Annotated in this window: 21 protein-coding genes; 13 read left to right on the forward strand and 8 right to left on the reverse strand. The window is 67.3% G+C overall.

The genetic code is table 11. From position 1 onward, the window contains the following. The first annotated feature begins 73 nt into the window (after positions 1–73). The 4 genes from ACO6D6_RS09790 (at position 74) to ACO6D6_RS09805 (ending at position 2,421) form a co-directional block, all read left to right on the forward strand. Positions 74–877, forward strand: a complete 804-nt coding sequence (locus ACO6D6_RS09790; protein ID WP_484785077.1) for a PspA/IM30 family protein — start codon at positions 74–76, stop codon at positions 875–877. Continuing rightward, positions 874–1,197, forward strand: a complete 324-nt coding sequence (pspAA, locus tag ACO6D6_RS09795) for a PspA-associated protein PspAA (RefSeq protein WP_484785078.1) — start codon at positions 874–876, stop codon at positions 1,195–1,197. Before ACO6D6_RS09790 ends, pspAA begins: the two co-directional genes overlap by 4 nt. Positions 1,198–1,289: 92 nt before the next feature. After that, positions 1,290–2,045, forward strand: coding sequence for a glycerate kinase (locus tag ACO6D6_RS09800; protein WP_484785079.1), 756 nt, complete (start codon positions 1,290–1,292; stop codon positions 2,043–2,045). A gap of 28 nt (positions 2,046–2,073) precedes the next feature. Continuing rightward, positions 2,074–2,421, forward strand: coding sequence for a HesB/IscA family protein (locus tag ACO6D6_RS09805; RefSeq protein ID WP_484785080.1), 348 nt, complete (start codon positions 2,074–2,076; stop codon positions 2,419–2,421). A 13-nt stretch (positions 2,422–2,434) separates the two neighbouring features. Here the strand turns inward: ACO6D6_RS09805 and ACO6D6_RS09810 are convergent, their stop codons facing one another. Then, positions 2,435–3,892 (reverse strand): GuaB1 family IMP dehydrogenase-related protein, encoded by a 1,458-nt coding sequence (locus tag ACO6D6_RS09810; RefSeq protein ID WP_484785081.1) that lies wholly within the window; start codon positions 3,890–3,892, stop codon positions 2,435–2,437. Between the two features lie 94 nt (positions 3,893–3,986). Here ACO6D6_RS09810 and ACO6D6_RS09815 point away from each other — a divergent pair, with 94 nt between their 5' ends. Both ACO6D6_RS09815 and trpD read left to right on the forward strand, forming a co-directional pair. Then, on the forward strand, positions 3,987–4,385 hold the full coding sequence (locus tag ACO6D6_RS09815; protein ID WP_484785082.1) for a response regulator transcription factor: 399 nt from the start codon (positions 3,987–3,989) through the stop codon (positions 4,383–4,385). Continuing rightward, the gene (trpD, locus tag ACO6D6_RS09820; protein WP_484785083.1) at positions 4,382–5,416 is read left to right on the forward strand and encodes an anthranilate phosphoribosyltransferase; all 1,035 of its coding nucleotides are present in this window, start codon (positions 4,382–4,384) and stop codon (positions 5,414–5,416) included. Before ACO6D6_RS09815 ends, trpD begins: the two co-directional genes overlap by 4 nt. 4 nt (positions 5,417–5,420) lie before the next feature. Here the strand turns inward: trpD and ACO6D6_RS09825 are convergent, their stop codons facing one another. Together ACO6D6_RS09825 and ACO6D6_RS09830 are read right to left on the reverse strand one after the other, a co-directional pair. Further along, positions 5,421–6,005, reverse strand: coding sequence for an A24 family peptidase (locus ACO6D6_RS09825; protein ID WP_484785084.1), 585 nt, complete (start codon positions 6,003–6,005; stop codon positions 5,421–5,423). Between the two features lie 65 nt (positions 6,006–6,070). Then, the gene (locus ACO6D6_RS09830; protein WP_484785085.1) at positions 6,071–6,832 is read right to left on the reverse strand and encodes a sunset domain-containing protein; all 762 of its coding nucleotides are present in this window, start codon (positions 6,830–6,832) and stop codon (positions 6,071–6,073) included. A 159-nt stretch (positions 6,833–6,991) separates the two neighbouring features. Here ACO6D6_RS09830 and ACO6D6_RS09835 point away from each other — a divergent pair, with 159 nt between their 5' ends. Beyond that, entirely contained in the window at positions 6,992–7,501 is a 510-nt protein-coding gene (locus tag ACO6D6_RS09835) for a peptidylprolyl isomerase (RefSeq protein WP_484785086.1), read from the forward strand. On the opposite strand, the gene ACO6D6_RS09840 is transcribed toward ACO6D6_RS09835, so the two are convergent. After that, positions 7,447–9,132 carry a DEDD exonuclease domain-containing protein gene (locus ACO6D6_RS09840; RefSeq protein ID WP_484785087.1) on the reverse strand — a complete coding sequence of 562 codons (1,686 nt, stop codon included), beginning with the start codon at positions 9,130–9,132 and terminating at the stop codon, positions 7,447–7,449. The genes ACO6D6_RS09835 and ACO6D6_RS09840 overlap by 55 nt on opposite strands. Positions 9,133–9,332: 200 nt before the next feature. Here ACO6D6_RS09840 and ACO6D6_RS09845 point away from each other — a divergent pair, with 200 nt between their 5' ends. From ACO6D6_RS09845 to ACO6D6_RS09865, 5 genes are read left to right on the forward strand one after another with little or no spacing between them, the layout of a single operon-like run. Next, positions 9,333–10,322, forward strand: coding sequence for a C40 family peptidase (locus tag ACO6D6_RS09845; protein ID WP_484785088.1), 990 nt, complete (start codon positions 9,333–9,335; stop codon positions 10,320–10,322). Between the two features lie 9 nt (positions 10,323–10,331). Further along, complete coding sequence (locus ACO6D6_RS09850) at positions 10,332–11,081, forward strand: lysophospholipid acyltransferase family protein (protein ID WP_484785089.1); 750 nt, start codon at positions 10,332–10,334, stop codon at positions 11,079–11,081. After that, positions 11,081–12,271 carry a sensor histidine kinase gene (locus tag ACO6D6_RS09855; RefSeq protein ID WP_484785090.1) on the forward strand — a complete coding sequence of 397 codons (1,191 nt, stop codon included), beginning with the start codon at positions 11,081–11,083 and terminating at the stop codon, positions 12,269–12,271. The genes ACO6D6_RS09850 and ACO6D6_RS09855 overlap by 1 nt, the downstream gene beginning before the upstream one ends. Then, entirely contained in the window at positions 12,268–12,936 is a 669-nt protein-coding gene (locus ACO6D6_RS09860; protein ID WP_484785091.1) for a response regulator, read from the forward strand. Before ACO6D6_RS09855 ends, ACO6D6_RS09860 begins: the two co-directional genes overlap by 4 nt. Positions 12,937–12,956: 20 nt before the next feature. Then, positions 12,957–14,342 (forward strand): class II 3-deoxy-7-phosphoheptulonate synthase, encoded by a 1,386-nt coding sequence (locus ACO6D6_RS09865; protein ID WP_484785092.1) that lies wholly within the window; start codon positions 12,957–12,959, stop codon positions 14,340–14,342. A gap of 19 nt (positions 14,343–14,361) precedes the next feature. Here the strand turns inward: ACO6D6_RS09865 and ACO6D6_RS09870 are convergent, their stop codons facing one another. From ACO6D6_RS09870 to ACO6D6_RS09885, 4 genes are all read right to left on the reverse strand, one after another. Continuing rightward, positions 14,362–15,561 carry a hypothetical protein gene (locus ACO6D6_RS09870; RefSeq protein ID WP_484785093.1) on the reverse strand — a complete coding sequence of 400 codons (1,200 nt, stop codon included), beginning with the start codon at positions 15,559–15,561 and terminating at the stop codon, positions 14,362–14,364. Between the two features lie 117 nt (positions 15,562–15,678). Further along, positions 15,679–16,857: a hypothetical protein gene (locus tag ACO6D6_RS09875; RefSeq protein ID WP_484785094.1), complete on the reverse strand. Its 1,179-nt coding sequence runs from the start codon at positions 16,855–16,857 to the stop codon at positions 15,679–15,681. 27 nt (positions 16,858–16,884) lie between these two features. Further along, positions 16,885–17,814: a DMT family transporter gene (locus ACO6D6_RS09880; protein ID WP_484785095.1), complete on the reverse strand. Its 930-nt coding sequence runs from the start codon at positions 17,812–17,814 to the stop codon at positions 16,885–16,887. Between the two features lie 134 nt (positions 17,815–17,948). Beyond that, positions 17,949–20,210, reverse strand: coding sequence for a PASTA domain-containing protein (locus ACO6D6_RS09885; RefSeq protein WP_484785096.1), 2,262 nt, complete (start codon positions 20,208–20,210; stop codon positions 17,949–17,951). Here ACO6D6_RS09885 and ACO6D6_RS09890 point away from each other — a divergent pair. Next, complete coding sequence (locus ACO6D6_RS09890; RefSeq protein WP_484785097.1) at positions 20,209–20,838, forward strand: hypothetical protein; 630 nt, start codon at positions 20,209–20,211, stop codon at positions 20,836–20,838. The two genes, ACO6D6_RS09885 and ACO6D6_RS09890, sit on opposite strands and share 2 nt — an antisense overlap. Positions 20,839–20,855 lie beyond the last annotated feature (17 nt).

Raw genomic sequence — 20,855 nt, forward strand, 5'->3', positions numbered from 1 at the left:
GGTGGTGCCGACCCCACACCGGTCCCCGGGGGCGGTACGGTTGACGGAATAGACCAGCAGTGGAAGGACCCCAATGGCAGGCATCTTTGAGCGGATCGCCCTGATGTTCAAGAGCAAGGCTCACAAAACGCTAGACAAGTACGAGGACCCGCGCGAGACCTTGGACTACTCCTACGAGCGCCAGCTCGAGCTGCTCCGCAAGGTGCGCCGGGGAGTGGCGGACGTGGCGACCAGCCGTAAACGCGTCGAACTCCAGGCCCAGAAAATGAGCTCCGAGATCGACCGTTACACCGTCACCGCGCAGCGCGCCCTTGAATCCAACCGCGAGGACCTCGCCCGCGAGGCCCTGACCCGCAAGGCCGGCCTCACCACCCAGCTGCAGGACCTCCAGACCCAGCACGCGGCCCTCCAGGCGGAGGAGGAGAAGCTGGTGCGCGCCAGCACCCGGCTCCAGGCGAAGGTGGACGCCTTCCGGACCCGCAAGGAGACGATCAAGGCCACCTACTCGGCGGCCGAGGCGCAGACCCGGATCAACGAGGCCTTCACCGGTATCTCCGAGGAGATGAGCGACGTCGGCATGGCCATCCAGCGCGCCGAGGACAAGACCCTGCAGCTGCAGGCCCGCGCTTCCGCCGTCGACGAGCTGCTGGCCTCCGGGGCCCTTGAGGATCCCACGGGTTCGGTCGGGAGCGATCTCGACCGCGAACTCGACGCCCTGTCCTCCGGTGCCTCCGTCGAGAACGAGCTCGCCGCCATGAAGGCTCAGCTCAGCGGCGGTTCCGGCACCACGAACCCCCAGATCTCCTCCACACCCACGTCCAATTTCCCGATGATCGAGAACACCAGGGCCACCAACAACAACGGGGGGCAGGCATGATCGTTCGTCTCATGGGGCTCGGGCAGTGGACCCTGGAGCCCGAGCAGCTGCTCGAACTCAACGGGATCGACGAGGCGGTCGAGCAGGCCGTCGCGGCCGGGGACCAGGAACGGCTCCGCAAGGAACTGCGACGGCTCGTCGACGCCATCCGCCAGAACGGCCAGGAGGTGCCCGACGACCTGATCGTCGAATCCGATCTCGTGCTGCCTGACGTGGACGCCACCCTCGAGGAGGTGCGGGAACTGCTCGACAGCACCTCCGAGTACTACGGACTCATTCCTGACCAGGAGGTGGGTCTCGAGTCGGCCCAGGGCGAGTGAGGGTCCTGGTTTCCTGCGATCGAATCGGACGCCTCGGCCCGGCCGAGGCGTCCGAAGCCGTTGCAGGGGCTTTCGCGGAGCGGGGAGCGCAGGTGGCCGTTGCCCCCGTGAGCGGGGGAGGCAACGGTTTCGCCGAGGCCGTGGCGCGATTCTCCCCGGACGCGCGAGTGCTGGCCGCCGGCACCCTCCGGCAGGCGTGCGACATGCTGGCCGAGGGCCCCGACTACCTGGACGTCACCGCCGTCGCGGCCCCGGGGCTGGAGGAACTGCTGGCGCTGCCGGTGACCCCCGTTCGCCCGGGAACCACCGTGGTGGTGCCGCACCGCGAAGCCGGACGTGCCCTGACGGGGATGACGGGATCACTGGCGGAGCGGGGGAGGGAAACCGGGACTGACATCGCGGCGACGCTCGCGGAGGATTCCCGCGCCACCGCGTGGCTGGAGCGGCTGGGGGTGAGCGACGAGGCGCCCGCGGGGGCGCTCTGCGGGCTCGGCGCGTGGGCGCTGGGTTGCGGGGCGCGGGTGGCCCCGGGGATCGGGGTCTGCGTCGACGGTTACCGGTTGCCGGCGCTGGCCGTCAAGGCAGATCTGGTGGTCACGGGAACGGACGTGCTGGACTTTCACCGCCGCGGTGGGGACGTGGTGGCCGAACTCACGCGACTGGGTGTCGAGGCGCTGCGGCCGGTGATCGTGGTGGCGGGCCGGAACTTCGTGTCGTCCCGGGAACTGCGCCTGGTCGGGATCGAGGAGGCGCACGCCGTGGCCCCGCCCGGGGTCGGGGAAATTGACATCACCACTGAGCAGTTGACGACCCTGGCCCGGCGGGTGGCCGGCACATGGACTTGGTGAAGCAGGGAAGAGAAGTAGACTCGGGTTCGTGAGTGAAACCCAGACTGTTCCCCAGGGCGTCGTGCTGACCGACGTCGCCGTCTCCAAGGTGCGTTCCCTGTTGGAGGCCGAGGGCCGCACCGATCTGAGCCTGCGTATCGCGGTGCAGCCGGGTGGCTGCTCCGGGCTGCGCTACCAGTTGTACTTCGACGACCGTGAACTGGACGGGGACATCGCAACGGAGTACGGCGACGTGAAGGTCGTCACCGACAGGATGAGCGCCCCCTACCTCGGAGGGGCCTCCATCGATTTCGTCGACACGATCGAGAAGCAGGGCTTCACGATCGACAACCCGAACGCCAGCGGCGCCTGCGCCTGCGGCGACTCCTTCAACTGATCCCCGCGCCCGGTCACCAGCTCGTGCTGACCGGGCGTCCCTCTTCGAAACCGGAGCCGGACTGCACCCCGATCACGGCCCGGGCGGTGAACTCCGTGAGCGTGCGGGCACCCGCGTAGGTGGCGGAGCTTCGCACCCCGGATGTGATCCAGTCGAGCAGGTCCTCGACGCCCGGGCGCTGCGGATCCAGGTACATCCGCGACGAGGAGATGCCCTCCTCGAACAGGGCGGCGCGGGCCCGGTCGAAAGCCGACTGCTCCCGCGTACGCTGCCTGACCGCGCGAGCGGAGGCCATTCCGTAGCTCTCCTTGTAGGCCCGGCCCTCGTGGTCGAACAGCTGATCGCCGGTGGACTCGTGGGTGCCCGCGAACCAGGAACCGATCATCACGGAACCGGCCCCGGCGGCCAGCGCCAGGGCGACGTCCCGGGGATGCCTGACGCCCCCGTCGGCCCACACCGCGCAGCCGCTGCGACGGGCCTGCTCAGCGCATTCGAGGACGGCGGAGAACTGCGGGCGGCCGACACCCGTCTGCATGCGTGTGGTGCACATGGCGCCCGGACCGACGCCCACCTTGACGATGTCAGCCCCGGCCTCGGTGAGGTCACGCACCCCGTCGGCGGTCACGACGTTTCCCGCGACGATCAGCACTCGCCTCCCGGTGCTTTCGGCGAACCGGTCGCGTTCCCTGCGGGCCAACCCCAACGCGGCGATCATCTTCTCCTGGTGGCCGTGGGCGGTGTCCACCACCAGCACGTCGGCCTGCGCATTCAGCGCCGCCCGCACCTTGGCGGTCACGTCGCCGTTGATCCCGATCGCGACCCCCGCACGCAGGCGCCCCCGTTCGTCGAGCGCAGGTGCGTAGAGGGCCGAACGCAGCGCCCCCTTGCTGGTCATTATCCCGACCAGCAGGCCCTCCGGGTCGACGGCCAGGGCCACCTTCTGGTGCCGTTCCGCCAGGGAATCGAAAACCTGTTTCGGCGCGGTCTCCGGCGAGACGGTGATGACGTCGCTGGTCATGACGTCACGGGCCTGGGCGAACCGGTCGGCGGTCGCCGCGTCCTGCGGGTGCACCAGTCCCACGACCCGGGAGGAATCCACCACCACCGCCACCCCGTGCGCGCGTTTGGCCATCAAGCCGATGGTCTCCCCGACGGTGGTGTGGGGGGAAACCGTCACGGCGGTGTCGAAGACGGGATGGGCCTGTTTCACCTTCGCGATGGAATTCGCCACCACATCCACCGGGATGTCCTGCGGGAAGATCGCGAGCCCGCCCCGGCGGGCCATGGTCTCAGCCATGCGCCTGCCCGAGACCGCCGTCATGTTCGCGGCCACCAGGGGCAGGGGCGTCGCCAGTCCGTCCGTGGAGGTCAGGTCGACATCCAACCGGGAAGCGACATCGGAACGGTTCGGAACCATGAACACATCGGAATAGGTGAGGTCCGTCGTGGGCCTCTCATTCAGGAAACGCACACGTGCAGCCTATGCCCTGCCGGTGACTCGCCCGCCCGCGGCCGCCACGGGAGAGCTACGATGTTGCGAAGTCACACGTGGCCAAGGAGAGACTATGAGCGAGGAGACCCTCAGGGTGCTGCTGTATTCCAGTGACCGCACGGTGCGGGAGCAGGTGCGGCTCGCCCTCGGACGCAAGGTGGCTTCCGATCTGCCTCCCATCGAGGTGGAGGAGGTGGCCACCGGGCAGGCCATGCTGAAGATGCTGGCCGCCGAACCCGGTTACGACCTGCTGATCCTGGATGGTGAGGCCCAGCCCGAGGGGGGCATCGGCCTGGCCCACCAGGTCAAGGAGGAGTACAACCCCTGCCCGCCGGTGCTGTTGCTGCTGGCCCGCGTGGCCGATGCGTGGCTCGGCACGTGGTCGCGGGCCGAAGCGATCTCCGCCTATCCCGTGGATCCGGTCCGGCTGCCCACCCAGGTGGCCGAGCTGCTGCGGGAGAAGGTGGCATGACCTACACCTGGCCGGACATCCTGACGGGCCTGGTGCGTCGCGAGGGCCTGGAAGCCGAGGCCGCGCAGTGGGCTCTCAACGAGATCCTTTCAGGTCGTGCCAGCGAGGTGCAGCTCGCGGCCCTGCTGGTGGCCCTGCGGGCGAAGGGTGAGACGGAGGACGAGATCGAGGGCCTCAGCTCTGCGATGCTCGACAATGCGGTCCAGGTCACCCTCGATCGGGAGGCCGTGGACGTGGTGGGCACGGGGGGTGACCGGGCCAACACCGTGAACATCTCCACCATGGCGGCCCTGGTGGCGGCCGCGGCGGGCGCGAAGGTGGTCAAGCACGGTTCGCGGGCGTCGTCGTCGCAGGCCGGCACCGCCGACACCCTGGAGGAGCTGGGCCTCAACATCGCGTTGGAACCGGTCAGGCAGGCGGATGTCCTGGAGAAGGTGGGCATCACCTTCCTGTTCGCGCAGTTCTACCACCCCGCGATGAAACACGTCGCCGGGGTGCGGAAACAGTTGGCGATCCAGACCACGTTCAACTTCCTCGGACCCCTGTCGAACCCCGCCCGTCCCCAGGCGATGGCGCTCGGCGTGGCCAACGACGACATCGCGCCCGTCGTGGCGCGGGTGTTGGCGAGACGCGGGGTGCGGGGCCTGGTTTTCCGCGGTTTCGATGGACTCGACGAGCTGACCACCACATCCCCCTCGGACGTGTGGCTGCTGGCCGACGGGCGGGTGCACCGCACCACCCTGGATCCGGCGGAGCTCGGGCTGCCGCCCGCCGCCCCCTCGGACCTGAGGGGCGGGGACGCGCAGCACAACGCCCAGGTGGTGCGGGACCTGGTGGCGGGCAGGACCGGTCCGGTCCGCGACGTCGTGGTCCTGAACGCGGCGGCCGCCCTGCTGGCCTACCGCGGGGTGAGCCCCGTGATGCCGCTTGCCGAGCAGCTGGCGGCCACCCTCGCCGACGCCAACCGGGCCCTGGAGGACGGCAGCGTCCAGCGGAAACTCGACGCCTGGATCGAGGCCACCGGGGCCTGAGGCATCAGCCGCCACCCACCAGTGCGGCAGCCACCACGGGCCCCAGCCACAGTGACGGGCCGTAGGGAAAGGGATCCGACGCGCGCCCGCGCAGCGCGTGGACGATGGCCCAGAGGGCTCCTGTGAGGGTTCCCGCCAGCAGCGCCGTCGTCCATGCCTGGAGACCCATCGAACCGGCCGCCGCGCCCACCAGCAGCCCGAGCCTGACGTCACCGAAGCCGAAACTGCTGGAGAACCGCCACACCAACCAGAAAACGCCCGAGGTGGCACACGCCCCCGTCAGGGCCGCAACGAGCACCCCCGGGGAGTGGAGGGCGACCACCGCCAGGCCCGCCGCCACCTGGGCGGCGGCGATCCAGTGCAGGCGTTTCGGAAGCCAGGTGGTCCTGAGATCAACCCACACCAGCGCCCCTCCCGCGCCGAGATAACCGAACCACAGCGGCAGCTGCACGGCAGGTACCCGCCAGAGGGCGCAGGCGCACCCCAGGACCAACAACCCCAGCGCGACGGCGTCCCGTGGCCTCGCCAGGGAGGGGTAGTCGGGCGGAGGATCGTGCGGATCCAGGGCAACACGAGGCAGCCGCGGCACCACCAGAATCAGGTGGGCCGCGGCTGCCGATGCACTGGCAAGCGCCAGTGTGAACAGAACCGGGGTCAGCGCTGGGCCTTGGTGAACCCGGCAGCCTCGGCGGCCTCCTCCGAGTTGAACCAGACCTCGGCGATCGTCAGTTCGTAGCCCCGGGTGCCGGGAACGTGATACTTCTTCGAGCGCTCGTTGCCCTTGAAGATGTAGCCCTCGGGCGGGTTGGGACCGACATAGGAACCCTCACCGAAGCTTTCCTTCGGGGCTTCCGGGGTGGGTGCGGCGGCCTGGGGGGTGGGGGTGACGGGCTCGTTGAACTTCGCGGCGGTGGCGAAGGTGTCGTTGTTGTTGATGTAGGCGCGCGACGGTTCGTGAGCGGTCCAGCCGTCGTCCTTGGGCGTCAGGAAATGCCTCACGGCGGCGACTGCGCCCGCGACGAGGGAACCGATGAACACGAATTTCGCGAACTTCTTGAACTTGCCGCCCTTGCACTTCTTCTGCTTCACGGGCGCGGGTTTGTGACCGGCGGCCTTGTGCAGGGCCTGCTGCAGGTTGGGCAGCAACTTGGATGTGACCTTCTCGTGGGCCGCGTCAACGGCGGTGGGAACCCGGTCGAGCGCGCTCCGGATGTGCGGCTCCCAGGTGTCGAGGCGTTTCGATGCGAAATCCGCCGTGCGCTTCCCCGCCTCGCGGGCCAGGGGGGCGGCCTTGCGCTGGGCTTCCAGCAGAATCGCGGCGGCCCTCTCGGTGGCGTCGTCCCAGATGTTGCGGCCAGCTTCCGCGGCGGCGGCGGCAGATTCCGCGGCGGCCTTGGTCAGTCGTGACTTTTTCACTGCTTCCTCCAATGGTTGGCTCGTGATCGAGCACCCCCAACGCTACCCGGTCAAGGGCGCAAGGGGGAGGGGAAACCCGCAACAGCGATCCGATCCGGTGACGCGACACGTCGGGAAACTCCCTGACGCCGCTCGGCCGCCGACTGTAGGTTGGGTCCCATGAGCATTGCTACTCTCCACACCACCAAGGGCGACATCGTCATCGAGCTCTTCGACGACGAGGCCCCAACCACGGTGGCGAACTTCGTCGGTCTTGCGGGCGGCACCAAGGAATACCGCGACCCCAACACGGGTGAGACCAAGACCGGGAAGTTCTATGACGGTCTCGGTTTCCACCGCGTCATCGACGGGTTCATGATCCAGGGAGGTTGCCCGCTGGGCACCGGAACCGGCGGTCCCGGGTATCGTTTCGCCGACGAGTTCCACCCGGAAGTCTCCTTCAACCGCCCTTACCTGCTGGCCATGGCCAACGCAGGGCCCGGAACCAACGGCTCCCAGTTCTTCATCACGGTGGCTCCCACCCCGCACCTGAACCGTCGCCACACCATCTTCGGTGAGGTCAAGGATTCCGCCAGCCAGGCCGTGGTGGATGCCATCGCCAGCACGGAAACCGATCACCGGGACCGCCCCACCACCCCTGTGGTGATCAATTCGGTGACCCTTTCCTGATCCAGCGCGCAGTGCGCGGGCCAGGCCCAGTCGCCGACGGTGTCCAGGAATCTGACCCCGGGTGACTCCAGCCAGTCCGCGATGCGTTCGGCCTCCTCGAAGCTCCCGGCGGGCAACCCGCCGGGAGCTTCTCGTACCGTCTCGGACAGTTCCCGGGTGGCCTCGGCGGTCTCCGGGACCTGCGCGGTGCGGGCCCGGGCGGCCCCGGCGAGTTTCCCGAAGCGGATCACGTGAACGGCCCACTCGTCGTGCTCCGGGGCGGCCGCCACCAGCTCGGGACAACCCGCCAGGGAACGCACCCGGTGGAACCGCCTGGAGGTCTGGTGGGCGGCGAGGAGACGGTCGGTGAGTTCTCCCGCCTCCTCGAAACGTTCCTGCGCCACCAGCTCGGCCAGCCCGGGGCAGGCCGAGGCCAGCAGCTCCCTGACGTCACCCCGCCAGGTGTTGCGCAGGCGTTCCACCCCTGTTTCGTATCCCTCCGGTTCCGGGATCACCCAGGATTCGCGCGAGGAACGGTGGTGTCTGCGTTCCAGCACCCCGAAGGCGTCGCGGAACACCCGCGCCGACTCCCGGGCGGCGGCCAGGCCGGGAAACGGCCCCCAGAACAGGTCCTCCGGGGCCGGGGTCCTCGTGGCCACCAGTCGGGGAAGGGAACCGCCGGTCAGTTTCAGCCACCACAGGCGGTGCTGGTTTCTGGAACGCCGGTTGTAGCGCGGGGATCGGGCGGCGATCATCCGGAGCTCCCGCACCTGCGCCTCCAGGTCCGTGGCGCACTCGATCCCCCTGACCCCGGTGGCCACCCGCACCATTTCGTGGATCCGGGTTCGCTGCTCCGAGGCGGAGAAGTAGGAGGCAACCCGTTTCCGCAGGTTTCGTGACCTGCCGACGTAGAGCACCTCCGTGTGGGGAAGCCCGTTGACGTCCCGGCCCTCGTGCTCGAACCAGTAGATTCCCGGGGCCTGCGGGAGCTGTTTGGCCCAGACCCGTTTGGCCCGGCGCTCCGGGGAGACGCGCGACAGCAGTTCCTGCAGGTCCTCGACGGTGTCGATGCCGAGCCTCCCGGTTCGCTCCAGGAGGGCGTGCAGCACCTCGACGGTGGCGTGCGCGTCGCTCAGGGCCCGGTGGTCGGGCCGGGTGGTGGCGTGGAAGTGGGCGGCGAGCGTCCCCAGTTTGCAGTTGGGCACCTCCCCCTTGGGCAGCACCCGCCGGGCCAGGGTCACGGTGTCCACCACGACGGGGTTGGGCCACCGGATACCGAGCTGCTCGCAGGCGCGTTTGAGGAAACCGATGTCGAACGGGGCGTTGTGGGCCACCAGCAGGCATCCTTCGGCGAACCGCATGAACTCCGGGACGACCTCCACGGGGGAGGGGGCCGTGGCCACCATGGCGTCCGTGATCCCCGTGAGCACCTGGATCATCGCAGGAATGGGCACCGAGGGGCGCACCAGGGTCTGGAACTCGCCGAGCGGTTCGCCACCACACACCTTGACCGCGCCGATCTCGGTGATCTCCGAGTCCGGGCCGGCGCCCGTGGTCTCCAGATCCACGACGCAGAAGGTGGTTGCGCGCAGGTGACGTCCCAGCTCCTCGAAGCTCGGTTGGGAGGACCCGGGGGTGTGGCTGGAGGTCATGGTCGGCAACCTACCCGGCGGAGGTGACAAAAACGGTTTCCGCTCGCGTTGATCACACGTCCCGGTGGCCGATACAGTTTGGGAATGTCCTGAGGGTCCTTTAGGATTCTCTCAGCTTCGTCCCCGAGCGTCTGGAGTTTCGAGTGAAGTTGTTCCGCAGAGGATTGGTTGGCCTTCTCGTCGCAGCCAGCGTCGTCTTCATGCCCACCGCGTCCGCCGATCCCGACGCCGTCGCCGCTGCGAAGGAGAAGCTGGACCGCATTCATGAGGAATCCGCGACCCTGGACGCCCAGCTCATCGAGACGATCACCCGCGCCGAGGAGTCGGAGAGCAAACTCGAGACCCTCAAACAGGACCTGTCCGCACAAGAGGCGAAGGTTTCCCAGCTCGGAACCAACCTCGGTGACCTTGCGATGATGCAGCTCAACGGTGGTGGCCTGGGTGGCGGTGTGGACATCACCGGGCAGCTGCTGGGCAGCACCGACGACACCACCTTCCTTTCCGGGCTGTCCACCATCCAGAACGAGACCGACCGGAGCATGACCGACCTGCAGACCCTCCAGGTGGAGCAGGGCCGGTTGGACACGCTCCGCGGCCAGCAGGAATCCATCACCGAGTCGTTGAAGGCGGATCGGGAGGCCAAGGAGAAGCTCGCCAAGGAGTACGAGGCCAAGGAGGCGGAGGCCCAGCAGGTCTACGACCGGCTGAGCTCCGAGGAGCAGGAACGCCTGAGGAAGCTGGAGGAGGAGGCTCGTGAGAGCACCAGCCCCTCCCCGTCCCCCGGCCGGGGGGGCGACAAGTCCGATCCTCCCGCCACCCCGTCCCCGGGCGGTGGTGGTTCCGAGCGCGCCCAGCAGGCCGTCAGCTACGCCCTCGCCCAGGTCGGCAAAGACTATGTGATGGGCACCGCAGGGCCCTCGACCTTCGACTGCTCCGGGCTGATGTACGCCGCCTACAAGCAGGTAGGCATCTCCCTGCCCCGCACCTCCCAGACCCAGTTCTCGGCCGGCACCTCCGTCTCCAAGGGGGATCTGCAACCCGGTGACCTGGTCTTCTACTACGCCGGCATCACGCACGTCGGCATGTACATCGGCAACGGGCAGATCGTGCACGCCGCCAATCCGCGCAGCAAAGTGACCACCGCCAGCGTGAACTCGATGCCCTACCAGGGGGCGCGACGCGTATCCTGAGACCGCCCCATGTGGTACAAATTCTTCAAAATCTTCATCTTCCGCCCGCTGGTCCGGTTCGGGTTCCGCGCCCGGATCCACGGTGCGGAGAATGTGCCCACCAGCGGCGGGGCGATCCTGGTGAGCAATCACATCGCGACGATGGACCCCGTGATCATCCCCGCCATGCTGCCCCGGAAGGTCACCTTCCCCGCCAAGGCGGAGCTGTTCGACGGGAGCAAGAACCTCGGCCGCGCCATCGTGGCCTGGTTCCTGAAGGCCATCGGAATGGTTCCCATGGACCGGGGCGGCGGCCGGGCCTCGGCTGCCTCCCTGAAGGCCATCTTCGAGGTGCTCGACGCGGGCAAGGTGATAGGCATCTTCCCGGAGGGGACCCGGTCCCCGGACGGCAGGCTGTACAAGGGCAAGACCGGGATGGCGCGCATGGTGCTGGCCTCCGGCGCCCCGGTGCTGCCCGTCGGTTTGATCGGCACCCAGACCGTCAGGGGTTTCCTCGGCATCCCCTGGGTGCGGCGCCCCGTCGTCGTGGTCGGTGAGCCGCTGGACTTCTCCGATCTGAAGGGCCGGGAATCCGAGACCCGCACCCTGCGCTGGGTCACCGAGGAGGTTCAGGCCGCCATCCAACGCCTCACCGGCCAGGAATACGCCGACGTCTACGCCATCCGGGTCAAGTACGGCGACCTCAAGGACAAGGGCTCCGACGAATTCTTGCGGCCCCGTCCCGGGGGCGGGCCCAGACCGGCGGCGAGCGAGGAGTGATGCCCGGGACGCCCCCGACGTCGGCGCGCCTGGGCTGGGTCCAGGCCGCTTCCTCCTGGTTCCGCAAGGACTACGACGTGCTGGGGCGGGTTTTCGTCGTCACCGCGACGGTGCGCGTGGTGCTGGCGATTCACACGGTGACCGTCTCCCTCTGGGTCGTCTACCCGACGGCCAAGAACCAGGCCGGGCTGCTGGTTTCCATGGCCGTCATCCTGCTGTGGACGTTCTTCGTCACCTTCCTGCTGCGCCGCCCCACTGACCGGAACCTGTGGGTGCACCTGGCCGACGGCGCCGTGACGTGTTCCCTGATCTTCGCCACCCCCCTGGTGACGGCCCAACCCTACGGGCAGACCTCCCTGGCCGGGTACTGGATGGCGGGGTGCTGCCTGTACGCGGCCGTGCTGCGGGGAACCGCGGCAGGGACCACCGCCACCCTGGCCACGGCGATGCCCCTGCTGATGATCCCGCCGCGGGTCACGATCTCGCGGATCGACCTGGTGCTCGCCATCCTGCTGATGAGCATCTGCGTGGGGGTGCTCATCACCCAGTTCAAACACACCATCACCGAACAGGAACGGGCTCGGATCCGTTCCGTGGCGCTGGGGGAAAGGGAACGCCTGGCGAGGATCGTCCACGACGGCGCCCTGCAGGTGCTGGCCCTCGTGGAACGGGAAGGCCCCGAACTTGGGCCGCGCGGGCTGCGGCTGGCGGAGCTGGCCCACGAATCCGAGACCCAACTGCGCAACCTCATCCGTGACAAGGAGATCCTGAACGAGAACGCCACCCGGCAGGTCGACCTGGCGGCCGCTCTCGACCGATTCCAGAGCACCAAGGTGGTCGTCTCGACCATGGCCGGTCAGGTCCTGGTTCCCAGGCTCATAGCGGAGGAGGTGGAGGCCGCTCTCGTCGAGGCGTTGAAGAACGTGGAGAAACACGCGGGGCCCACCGCGAAGGCGTGGGTGCTGCTGGATCAGGAGGAGGATTCGGAAGTAATCCTCTGGGTGCGCGACAATGGGGTCGGAATGGATCTTTCCGAGGCCGCCTCCGCCGGGGAGCGGGGACGTCTCGGGATCAGGGATTCGATAGTGGGCAGGATGACGGCGCTCGGAGGAACCGCCGTGGTCAAGTCCACGCTGGGAGAGGGCACCGAATGGGAACTGCGATTCCCGGTGAAAGTGGGAGAGGTGTGAACGAAATCACTCGGAGCCGTGTGATGCTGGTGGACGACCACCCCATGTGGATCGAGGCGCTGGGCGAGGACCTCACCGAGGAGGGCTTCGAGATCGTGGCCGTCGCCAAGAACGGAACGGAGTGCCTGCAGCGGGCGCGCGCCACCCGTCCCGACGTGGTGGTGATGGATCTGCAGATCCCCGCCCCGGACGGGGCGACCTGCACCGAACTGCTGGTGCAGGAGTTCCCGGACATCCGGGTGCTGGTGATATCGGCCAGCGGCGAACGGGATGACGTGCTGCGGGCGATGAAATCCGGCGCCCGGGGGTACTTGGTGAAATCGGCCTCCAAGGCCGAACTGATCGAGGGGGTGCGGCGCACCGCGGCGGGGGATGCGGTGTTCACCCCCGGTCTGGCCGGGTTGGTGCTGGGTGAGTTCCGGCGGATGGTCAACGTCGCCCACAGCCATGACGACGACGGCCCGGTGCTGACCACCCGCGAGGTGGAGGTGCTGCGGCAGGTGGCGAAGGGCCTGGCCTACCGGGAGATCGCGGAGGAGTTGTTCGTCTCCCACCGCACCGTCCAGAATCACGTGCAGAACGTGCTGCGCAAACTCCAACTCCACAACCGCGTGGAACTGACCCTCTACGCCATTGATCAGGGACTCCACGATCCGAACGAGTGAAGTGGAGTAGTCTTCCCGCCATGTCGTCGATCATGTCCCGGGCCGAGTTGAGATCCCTGCCGATGCTTCAGCAGCCCAGCTATCCGGATGAGGCTGCGCTGGACAGCGTGATCGACATCGTCGAGAAACTGCCCCCGTTGGTGTTCGCGGGGGAGTGCGACGGTTTGCGCGCCAAGCTCGCGGAGGTCGCGGAGGGCAGGGCTTTCCTGCTGCAGGGCGGAGACTGCGCTGAATCCTTCGAAGCGGTCACGGCGCAGCACATCAAGGACAAACTGCTGGTGCAGCTGTCCATGGCCGTCGTGATGACCTACGCCGCCCAGGTTCCGGTGGTGAAGGTCGGGCGGATCGCCGGGCAGTACGCCAAACCCCGCAGCAAACCGACGGAAACCCGGGGGGAAACCACCCTGCCCAGTTACCGGGGTGATGCCATCAACGGGTTCGACTTCACCGAACAGGCCCGGGTACACGATCCGGAACGCCTGATTCGCCTCTACAACGCCTCCGCGGCCACCCTCAACCTGGTGCGCGCGTTCGTGACAGGTGGTTTCGCGGATCTGCGTGGGGTGCACACCTGGAACCGTGATTTCGTCGGCAACTCCGAGGTGGAGACGGCCTACGAGGAACTGGCCGCGGAGATCGACCGGGCGCTGGCCTTCATGGTCGCCTGCGGGGTGGATGACAGGGCGCTGTCCACCATCGACTTCTACGCCTCACACGAGGCCTTGCTGCTGGAGTACGAACGGGCCATGACCCGGGTCGACTCCCGGTCACAGCAGGTCTACGGCTGCTCGGGTCACATGCTGTGGATCGGGGAACGCACCCGCCAGCTGGACGGCGCCCACGTGGAGCTGCTGCGGCGGGTCCGGAACCCGCTGGGAATCAAACTGGGTCCCACCACCACAGCCCAGCAGGCCGTCGAACTGGCCGACCGCCTCGACCCCGACCGGGAACCGGGGCGGATCACCTTCATCACCCGGATGGGCGCCGACCGGGTGCGCGAGGTGCTTCCGCGGGTGATCGAGGGGGTGGAGGAGACCGGACGCAAGGTCGCGTGGGTGTGCGACCCGATGCACGGCAACACCTTCGAGGCCGCCAACGGTTACAAAACCCGTTCCTTCAACGATGTGGTGGAGGAGGTCCGTGGTTTCTTCGACGTCCACGACTCCCTCGGAACCTGGCCGGGAGGCCTTCACGTCGAACTGACCGGCGACGACGTCACCGAATGCGTCGGTGGTGCCTCGAAACTCGAGGAAACCGACCTGGCCGACCGTTACGAGACGGTGTGCGATCCCAGGCTGAACCGCAACCAGAGCCTGGAACTGGCCTTCACCGTCGCCACCAGGCTCCGCAAGGGACGCCGGAACCGGGGCAATCCGATGCTGGATTTCCGGGCCCGGGAACTGTGACGGCTCCGTGTGACCTCCCTCAGCGCCCCGGCGGCAGGGCGTCGATCTCCGGAACCGGCCTGGGCCAGATGCCGAGTTCGCGCCAGACGAAATCCGGTATCCGGCCGAAGAAACCGTGGAGGATGAACAGCATCATCTCCACCCGCTCCAGCGGCCACTCGGGGTCGCGGGCGGTGATCACCCCGTTCTGATCGATGCCGAAGGACAGCCTCAGGAAACGCAGGAAGAACTCGAGCTGCCTCGGGTTGAACACGTCGGAGGCGAACCGGGGACTCCGGCAGCGCACCTTGAAGCGTTCGTTGAAATCGATGGACTCGAAGCTCTGAACGTCACCGAAGCCTGCCATATTCACCGAGATGGGGATGAAGTTGAAATTGACCCAGAAACCACAGAAATTCTCGATGTGGTTCTCAACAGTGGTGGTTGTTTGGTTGACGTAAGCCACGGTCTGCCACTGGTGGGTGACCCGGATGAAGGAAATGGGACCCCTGAGGCAACGCACTATGTTGAACACCTGGCCGTCCGGGGTGCTCAGGGGGAGATGCGGGGCCAGCGAGTCGTCGCGTCCCACGAATTCCCAGTCGGGATGATTCGCGAAGGAGACGTACGGCAGCGGCGGTTCCCATTCGTGATCGACGGCGGGGGAGCCGGTGATGGCCGCGTGAGCCGCGGCCAGCCACTCCACGGCCAGCCGGAGCGCCTTCATCTCCTGGTCGACATCCAGGAGCACGAACTGGTCGTGGTCGATGGTCAGTCGGTTGTATCCGAGGGAGGGCAGCAGCGGGGCGAGGGCACCGATCACGGCGCGCCCGTAGGTTTCATCCTGGAAAACCGCCTTTATGGGTCCCCAGGCATCCATGATCAGGCCCTGAACCCCGGGAATCGGGACTGATTCGTGGAAGAGGTGGAAGGGCGGCATCGAGTGCGGCAGCGGCATACAGACGACCTGTTGCTTCCCGTCCCAGAAGTCGCTGCTGTACCGGAAGGCCTGGAAGGGGAGCCCGGACCGGGATCTTCCCACCACCTGCTGCTTCACAATCCGGTTCATCCCGATGCCGAACGGGGGTAGGTTCAGCCCGGCCGTGATGCGCAGGTCGGGCTTGTCGTTCCAGAACCAGCCGAGCCGTTGAAGGGTGCTGTGACGAAGGTGCCGGGGAACCAGGACGAGGCCTGCGATGACTGCACCGATGAGCAGACAACAGAAAAGGAACAACGCCACTCCTCCAGTGTGGCAGGAAGTGGTGTCAATCGCGCCCGGTGAAATCGTCCCCGCCGACCGCCGGAAAATGTCGCTCCACGCCCTTCCCCGGAGGGTGTGGTTCTCCCGCAGGGCCCCTCAGCCACTCTGTTTCGGGACCGGCCGGGGCCATGCCCCCAGCTCCTGCCACACGAAATCCGGGATCCAGCCGAAGAACTCCTGGAAGAAAACCAGCATCGCGCCGGTCTGTTCCGGCAACCATTCGTCGTCGGTGACATGGATGTCGCCCTCAGGTGTGATCGCGAACCCCACCGGGGAGGCCCTCAGCAGGTGCTCGATCTGACGCTGGTGGAACACATCGGATGCGAACCGCGCGCTCGGGCAGCGCACCTTGAAGCGTTCGTTGAAATCGATGGACTCGAACTTCTGAACTCTGCCGTGTCCCATGTTCACCGAGATCGGGATGAACTTGAAATCGATCATGAAACAACAGAAGTGCTCGGTGTGTTTCCTGGTGCTGATCCACTTGTTCTTCGCGTTCCGGGTTTTCCAGTTGTGGGTGACGCGGATGAAGGTGATGGGCCCTTCCAGGGATTGCACGACATTGACCACCTCGTGGTCGTAGCCGCCCCGTTCCAGGGGCAGGTGGCTCAGCAGCGAATTGTCGCAGTCCAGGTACTGCCAGTCGGGGTGATCGGTGAAGGAGACCTGCAGGGGTGCGCTCTCGTACTCGTGACTCACCGCGGGGGAGGATGCGATGGCCTTCTGGATCCGGACCAGCAGCTCCACCGCGGCCTCCAGCGATTTCAGGTCGCTCCTGACCCCGAACATCACCAGCTGGTCGTGGTCGATCGTGAGTTGCCTGGCCCCCAGCTCCGGCAGGAAGGGGCCGATGGCCTCCGCCACCGCCCTGCCGTAGTCCTGTTCGAGGAAAAACATGATCTGTGTGTCGTCGGACGGCGGCGGGCCGTCGAGCGCGGGCAGCGGGGACCGCGTGGTGAACCGGTAGAAGGGTGGCATCGGGTGGGGGAGGGAAACGCAGACTATGTGATTGCGGTCCTTCCAGTGATCGCTGCCGTACCGGAACGCCTGGAAGGGAACTCCCTCGTGGGACCTGCCCACCACCTGGTCCTTGACCGTCCTGTTGAACCCGAGACCGAACGGCGAGTGGTTCAACCCGGCGGTGATCCTGAGATCGGGATGATCCACCCACCTCCAGCCGAGGCGTTTCAGGGCGAGGCCGCGAAGAATGTTTCGTGTCACGAGGAAACCGATGACACCCACGACGATCACCCAGAACAGGATCTGCAAATCCATGGGTAAAAGTCTTACCGTAGAAACGGCTCAATTTCCACGGCGGGCGCGTCGCGAACGCAACTCCTCGACGAGCGTCTCCAGGAACCTGGCGCGACGCCCGGGCCAGGCGGTCAACAGGAGCGCCACCACAACCAGACCCCCGCCCAGGAAAACCTGCCAGGTGAGTTCCTCCATGCCGAACCCGATGGCGAACACGGCGGCCCACATCGGTTCCGAACACATGATCACCGCCGATGTGGTGGCGGGCACGTAGCTCTGCGCCCAGCTCTGCAGGAACAGCGTGACGGCCCCGCAGAAAATACCCAGGTAGAGCACCGGCCACCACAGATCCCAGGTCGCGGGCAGCTGGTAGTCGGCGAAGGGCAGGAAACAGAGCATCCCAACCGCCCCAGTCAGGGCCTGCATCAGGGTGAGCGACTGCACCGTCTCGGGCTCCACCCAGCGCCCCAGGAAGATGATGTGAAGGGCGAAGAGCACCGCCCCCAGCAGCGTGATGGCCGTGCCGAAACCGAACCCGGCATTCCCGCCGCCGTCATTTCCGAGGGCCAGGATGCCGATCCCGGCCAAGGTCAGGGAAACCGCGATCCAGGTGCGTCCCGGGGTGGGTTGTTTCATGATCAGGGGGGTGAGGATCGCGGTGAAGACCACGTAACTCGCCGTGATGAACCCGGAGAGCGAAGGCGGGGTGTGTTCCAGCCCCACCATCTGGAGCACCAGGCCCGTGTTGAAGATCAGGCCGAGGATCAGGCCCCGCACACAGGTTCTGCGTTTCATCCTGAGATGGGGAAGGAAAACGGGAAGCAGGCACAGGGCGGTCAGGGTGAGCCGGGAGATCAGAAGGTGGGCGGGTGTCATTGAGGACTCGTAGGCACCTTTGGCCACCACGACCGTCGATCCCCAGGCGGCCGCTGCCAACAACAGGGCAAATGACGGCAGAAACCGACGGTTCGAATCCACGCCGACAGCCTATAGGCAATTCCCGGCCGAGGACGGCATTGGTTGCGTCTCCCGGGAACCGGGAGGAACCATCCCCCGGCCCGGAGGTGGCTTCGTGGGGGAGGTGCCTTTCGGGAATGGGGAGGATTTCGGGGTCATGTCACGTAGAGGATGACGGTGCTGCCCTTGGGGGCCGCTGAACCGGCCGCGGGGTTGGTTCCCGAGGCGAACCCGAGCGGCGCGGGGAAGATGGAGTTGTTCTGGACCTCCACCTTGAATCCGGCGCCCTCCAGTTCCTTCTGGGCCTCGTCGGTGCGTTTGCGGGCGACGTCCGGCACGGTCACCATCTCCGGGCCCAGGGACTTGACCAGTTTCACGGTGTCGCCGCGATGCCCGGTGCCGCTGGCGGGATCCTGGGAGATCACCTGCCCGGCTGCGACGGTGTCCGAGTGCTCCTCGGAAACCTCGACCGTGAAGCCCTGTTTCTTGAGTTCCCTGCTGGCCTGGTCGGCGTCGGTTCCCTTGTAGTCCTTTATGGTGATGGGTTGGCGGCCCTTGCTGACAACCAGGTCGATTTTGGCGCCGGGGGGCAGAAGATCCCCCGCCGATGCGCTGGCGGAGATCACCAGGCCGGCCTCGACGGACTCCGACCAGTCCTCCTTCACCTGCCCGACTGCCAGGTTCGTCGATTCGATGGCGGAGCGGGCCCGGGAGAGTTCCTGCCCCACCACTTCAGGCATCGCGTAGCGCTCGGGACCTTTGGAAACGGTCACCGCGACCTTCGTGCCCCGGAGGGTCCTGGCGTTTCCGGCCGGGTCGGTGCTGATCACCGAACCCACCGCGACGTCCTCGGAGAACGCCTCCTGGGTGGTGTATTCGAGACCGTTGGCCTTGAGGGCCTGGAGCGCCTGCTCCTGGGGGATGTTGGTCACCTCGGGGGTGGTGGTGAACCGTCCCTCGGCCCACCACCAGGAGACGGAGACGATTATCGCCGTGACGACCAGCACCAGGACGAACAGCATGATGCCCCGGCGGCGCCGGTAGATCGGGTCCTGGGAGAACTGGGGGAAGATCGGCGTGCGGTGGGAACTTGGGGAACCGTTCCTGCCGGGACCGGGAAGCGTGGCCCGGGGCGGTTCCCCCGCGGAGGACGCCGACCTGGCCGAGGTCGCGGACCGCGGCGAGGGTGCAGAGGCCGGTGACCGGAGGGACTGCGGCTGCACGATGGCCGTCACCGCATCCGGGGAGACCTCCTCCACGACCGGATCGGGTGTCCCGGCGGACCGGGGACGGACGGGAACCGACGGCAGCTCCTTGAGCGGACGCGGACGCGGTTCGGGACGCGGCGAGATCTGCTGGGTGACGGCGTTGCCGTCACCGGGCAGGGGACGCAACTGGGCCGCCAGCGCCGGGTTGTGCTGTCCCGGGTTGCTCCCCAGCTCGGTGCGTACCCGACGCAGCTTGTCCATGAGTTCGCGGCCGTCCGCGATGCGGGCCTGCGGGTCGCGAGCGGTGCAGGCGGCCACCAGGGCGTCGAGGTAGTCGGGGATGAAACCCGGGAACCCCAGCTCGCGCAGCTTTGTGGAAGGGGCGGGCACGTCGACGTTCACATGCGCGTAGGCGATCTGGTAGTTGTTCTCGCCGATGTGCGGTTTCTTGCCCGTCAGCAACTCGAACAGGACGATACCGGTCGAGTAGATGTCGCTGCGCGAATCCGGGCGGGCGTGGGTGACCAGCTCGGGGGGCAGGTACGAGGCGGTGCCGACCAGGACCCCGGTGGCGGTCATCTGCGGGGACTCGGTCTGGCGGGCCAGGCCGAAGTCCGCGACCTTCACGTGGCCGCGGGTCGAGATCATGACGTTCTCGGGTTTGATGTCGCGGTGAACGATCCCCGCGTCATGAGCGGCCGCCAGGGCCGAGGCGATGGGTTCCAGGTAGTCGAGCGCCAGCACCGGCTCCAGGGGGGCGTCGCGGGCGATGAGCCTGCGCAGGGTCTCGCCGTCGATGAACTCCATGACGATGTACGGCTGTCCCTGGGAGATGCCCTGGTCGAAGATGCTGACCACCGCGGGATGGTTGATCAGGGCCGCGGAACGCGCCTCCCGGTCGAACTTCGCGGCGAACTCGTCATCCTCACCGAGGTCGGTGCGCATGATCTTGACCGCGACGGTCCGCTGGAGGCGGGCGTCGCGAGCCCGGTAGACCGTCGCCATGCCACCCCGTGCGAGTTTCGCGAGAATTTCGTAGCGACCATCCAGCACGCTTCCGACCATCGGGTCGTAGGTACTGCTCTTGTTCACCGCGGTCTCCTGGGGAAGGTAGGGGATCTGGGTCTGGGCGATGGGCTCGACCAGTATTGAGTGTAGGCCGATACCGGGATGGGGAAGTTCTGGGCGCGCCGCGTAGGCTTCTCGCATGACGGTATTGCACAGCCTGCGTTCACGAATCCTATTGGCACGCGTGGCGGTGCAACTTCCCCTGGCCGAGGCCGGGGACCGGTTGCCGGGGCTGGTCATAGGAGGGGTCGACGTGGCGGTGCTGACCACCGGTGGCGTAGTCGACCGGAGGAGGGACCTGAAGATCCTGCGGGACCTGCAACGCTACCTCGGCCAGCGGGTGCTGCTGGCCGTCGACACCCCGGAGATCGAGGCGGACGTGCGGGTCCTCTTCCCGGGCGAGCAGGACAGGTCGCGTCCGCACCAGTGGGCGCTGCTCGGACAGGTTGTCCAGGAGCGGGGGCAGATCACCGAACCGGACGGGGCCTTCCAGTTCCTGGCGGTTCCCGGGACGCTTCCCGGTTCGCCGCTGCTGCAGGCCGCGGTTGAGAACCAGCCCCCGCTGCGACGGGATTCGGTTCCCTGGTTCGCCGCGGGCGGGCTCGACGCCGGATCGGTTCAGGCCCTGGCGGAAGCAGGGGTCCGGCGCGTCTGGCTCACCGAGGGCGGAACCGTGGAGGAGCTGGAACAGATCGACGAGATCCTGCGGCGGGCGTGGGGAGAGGACCCGGCCTACGACGACTACCTGGACTTCGCGGTCCGGGCGTGAAACCCCCGGGGTCGACC

Source organism: Arachnia sp. (genome assembly GCF_057238465.1).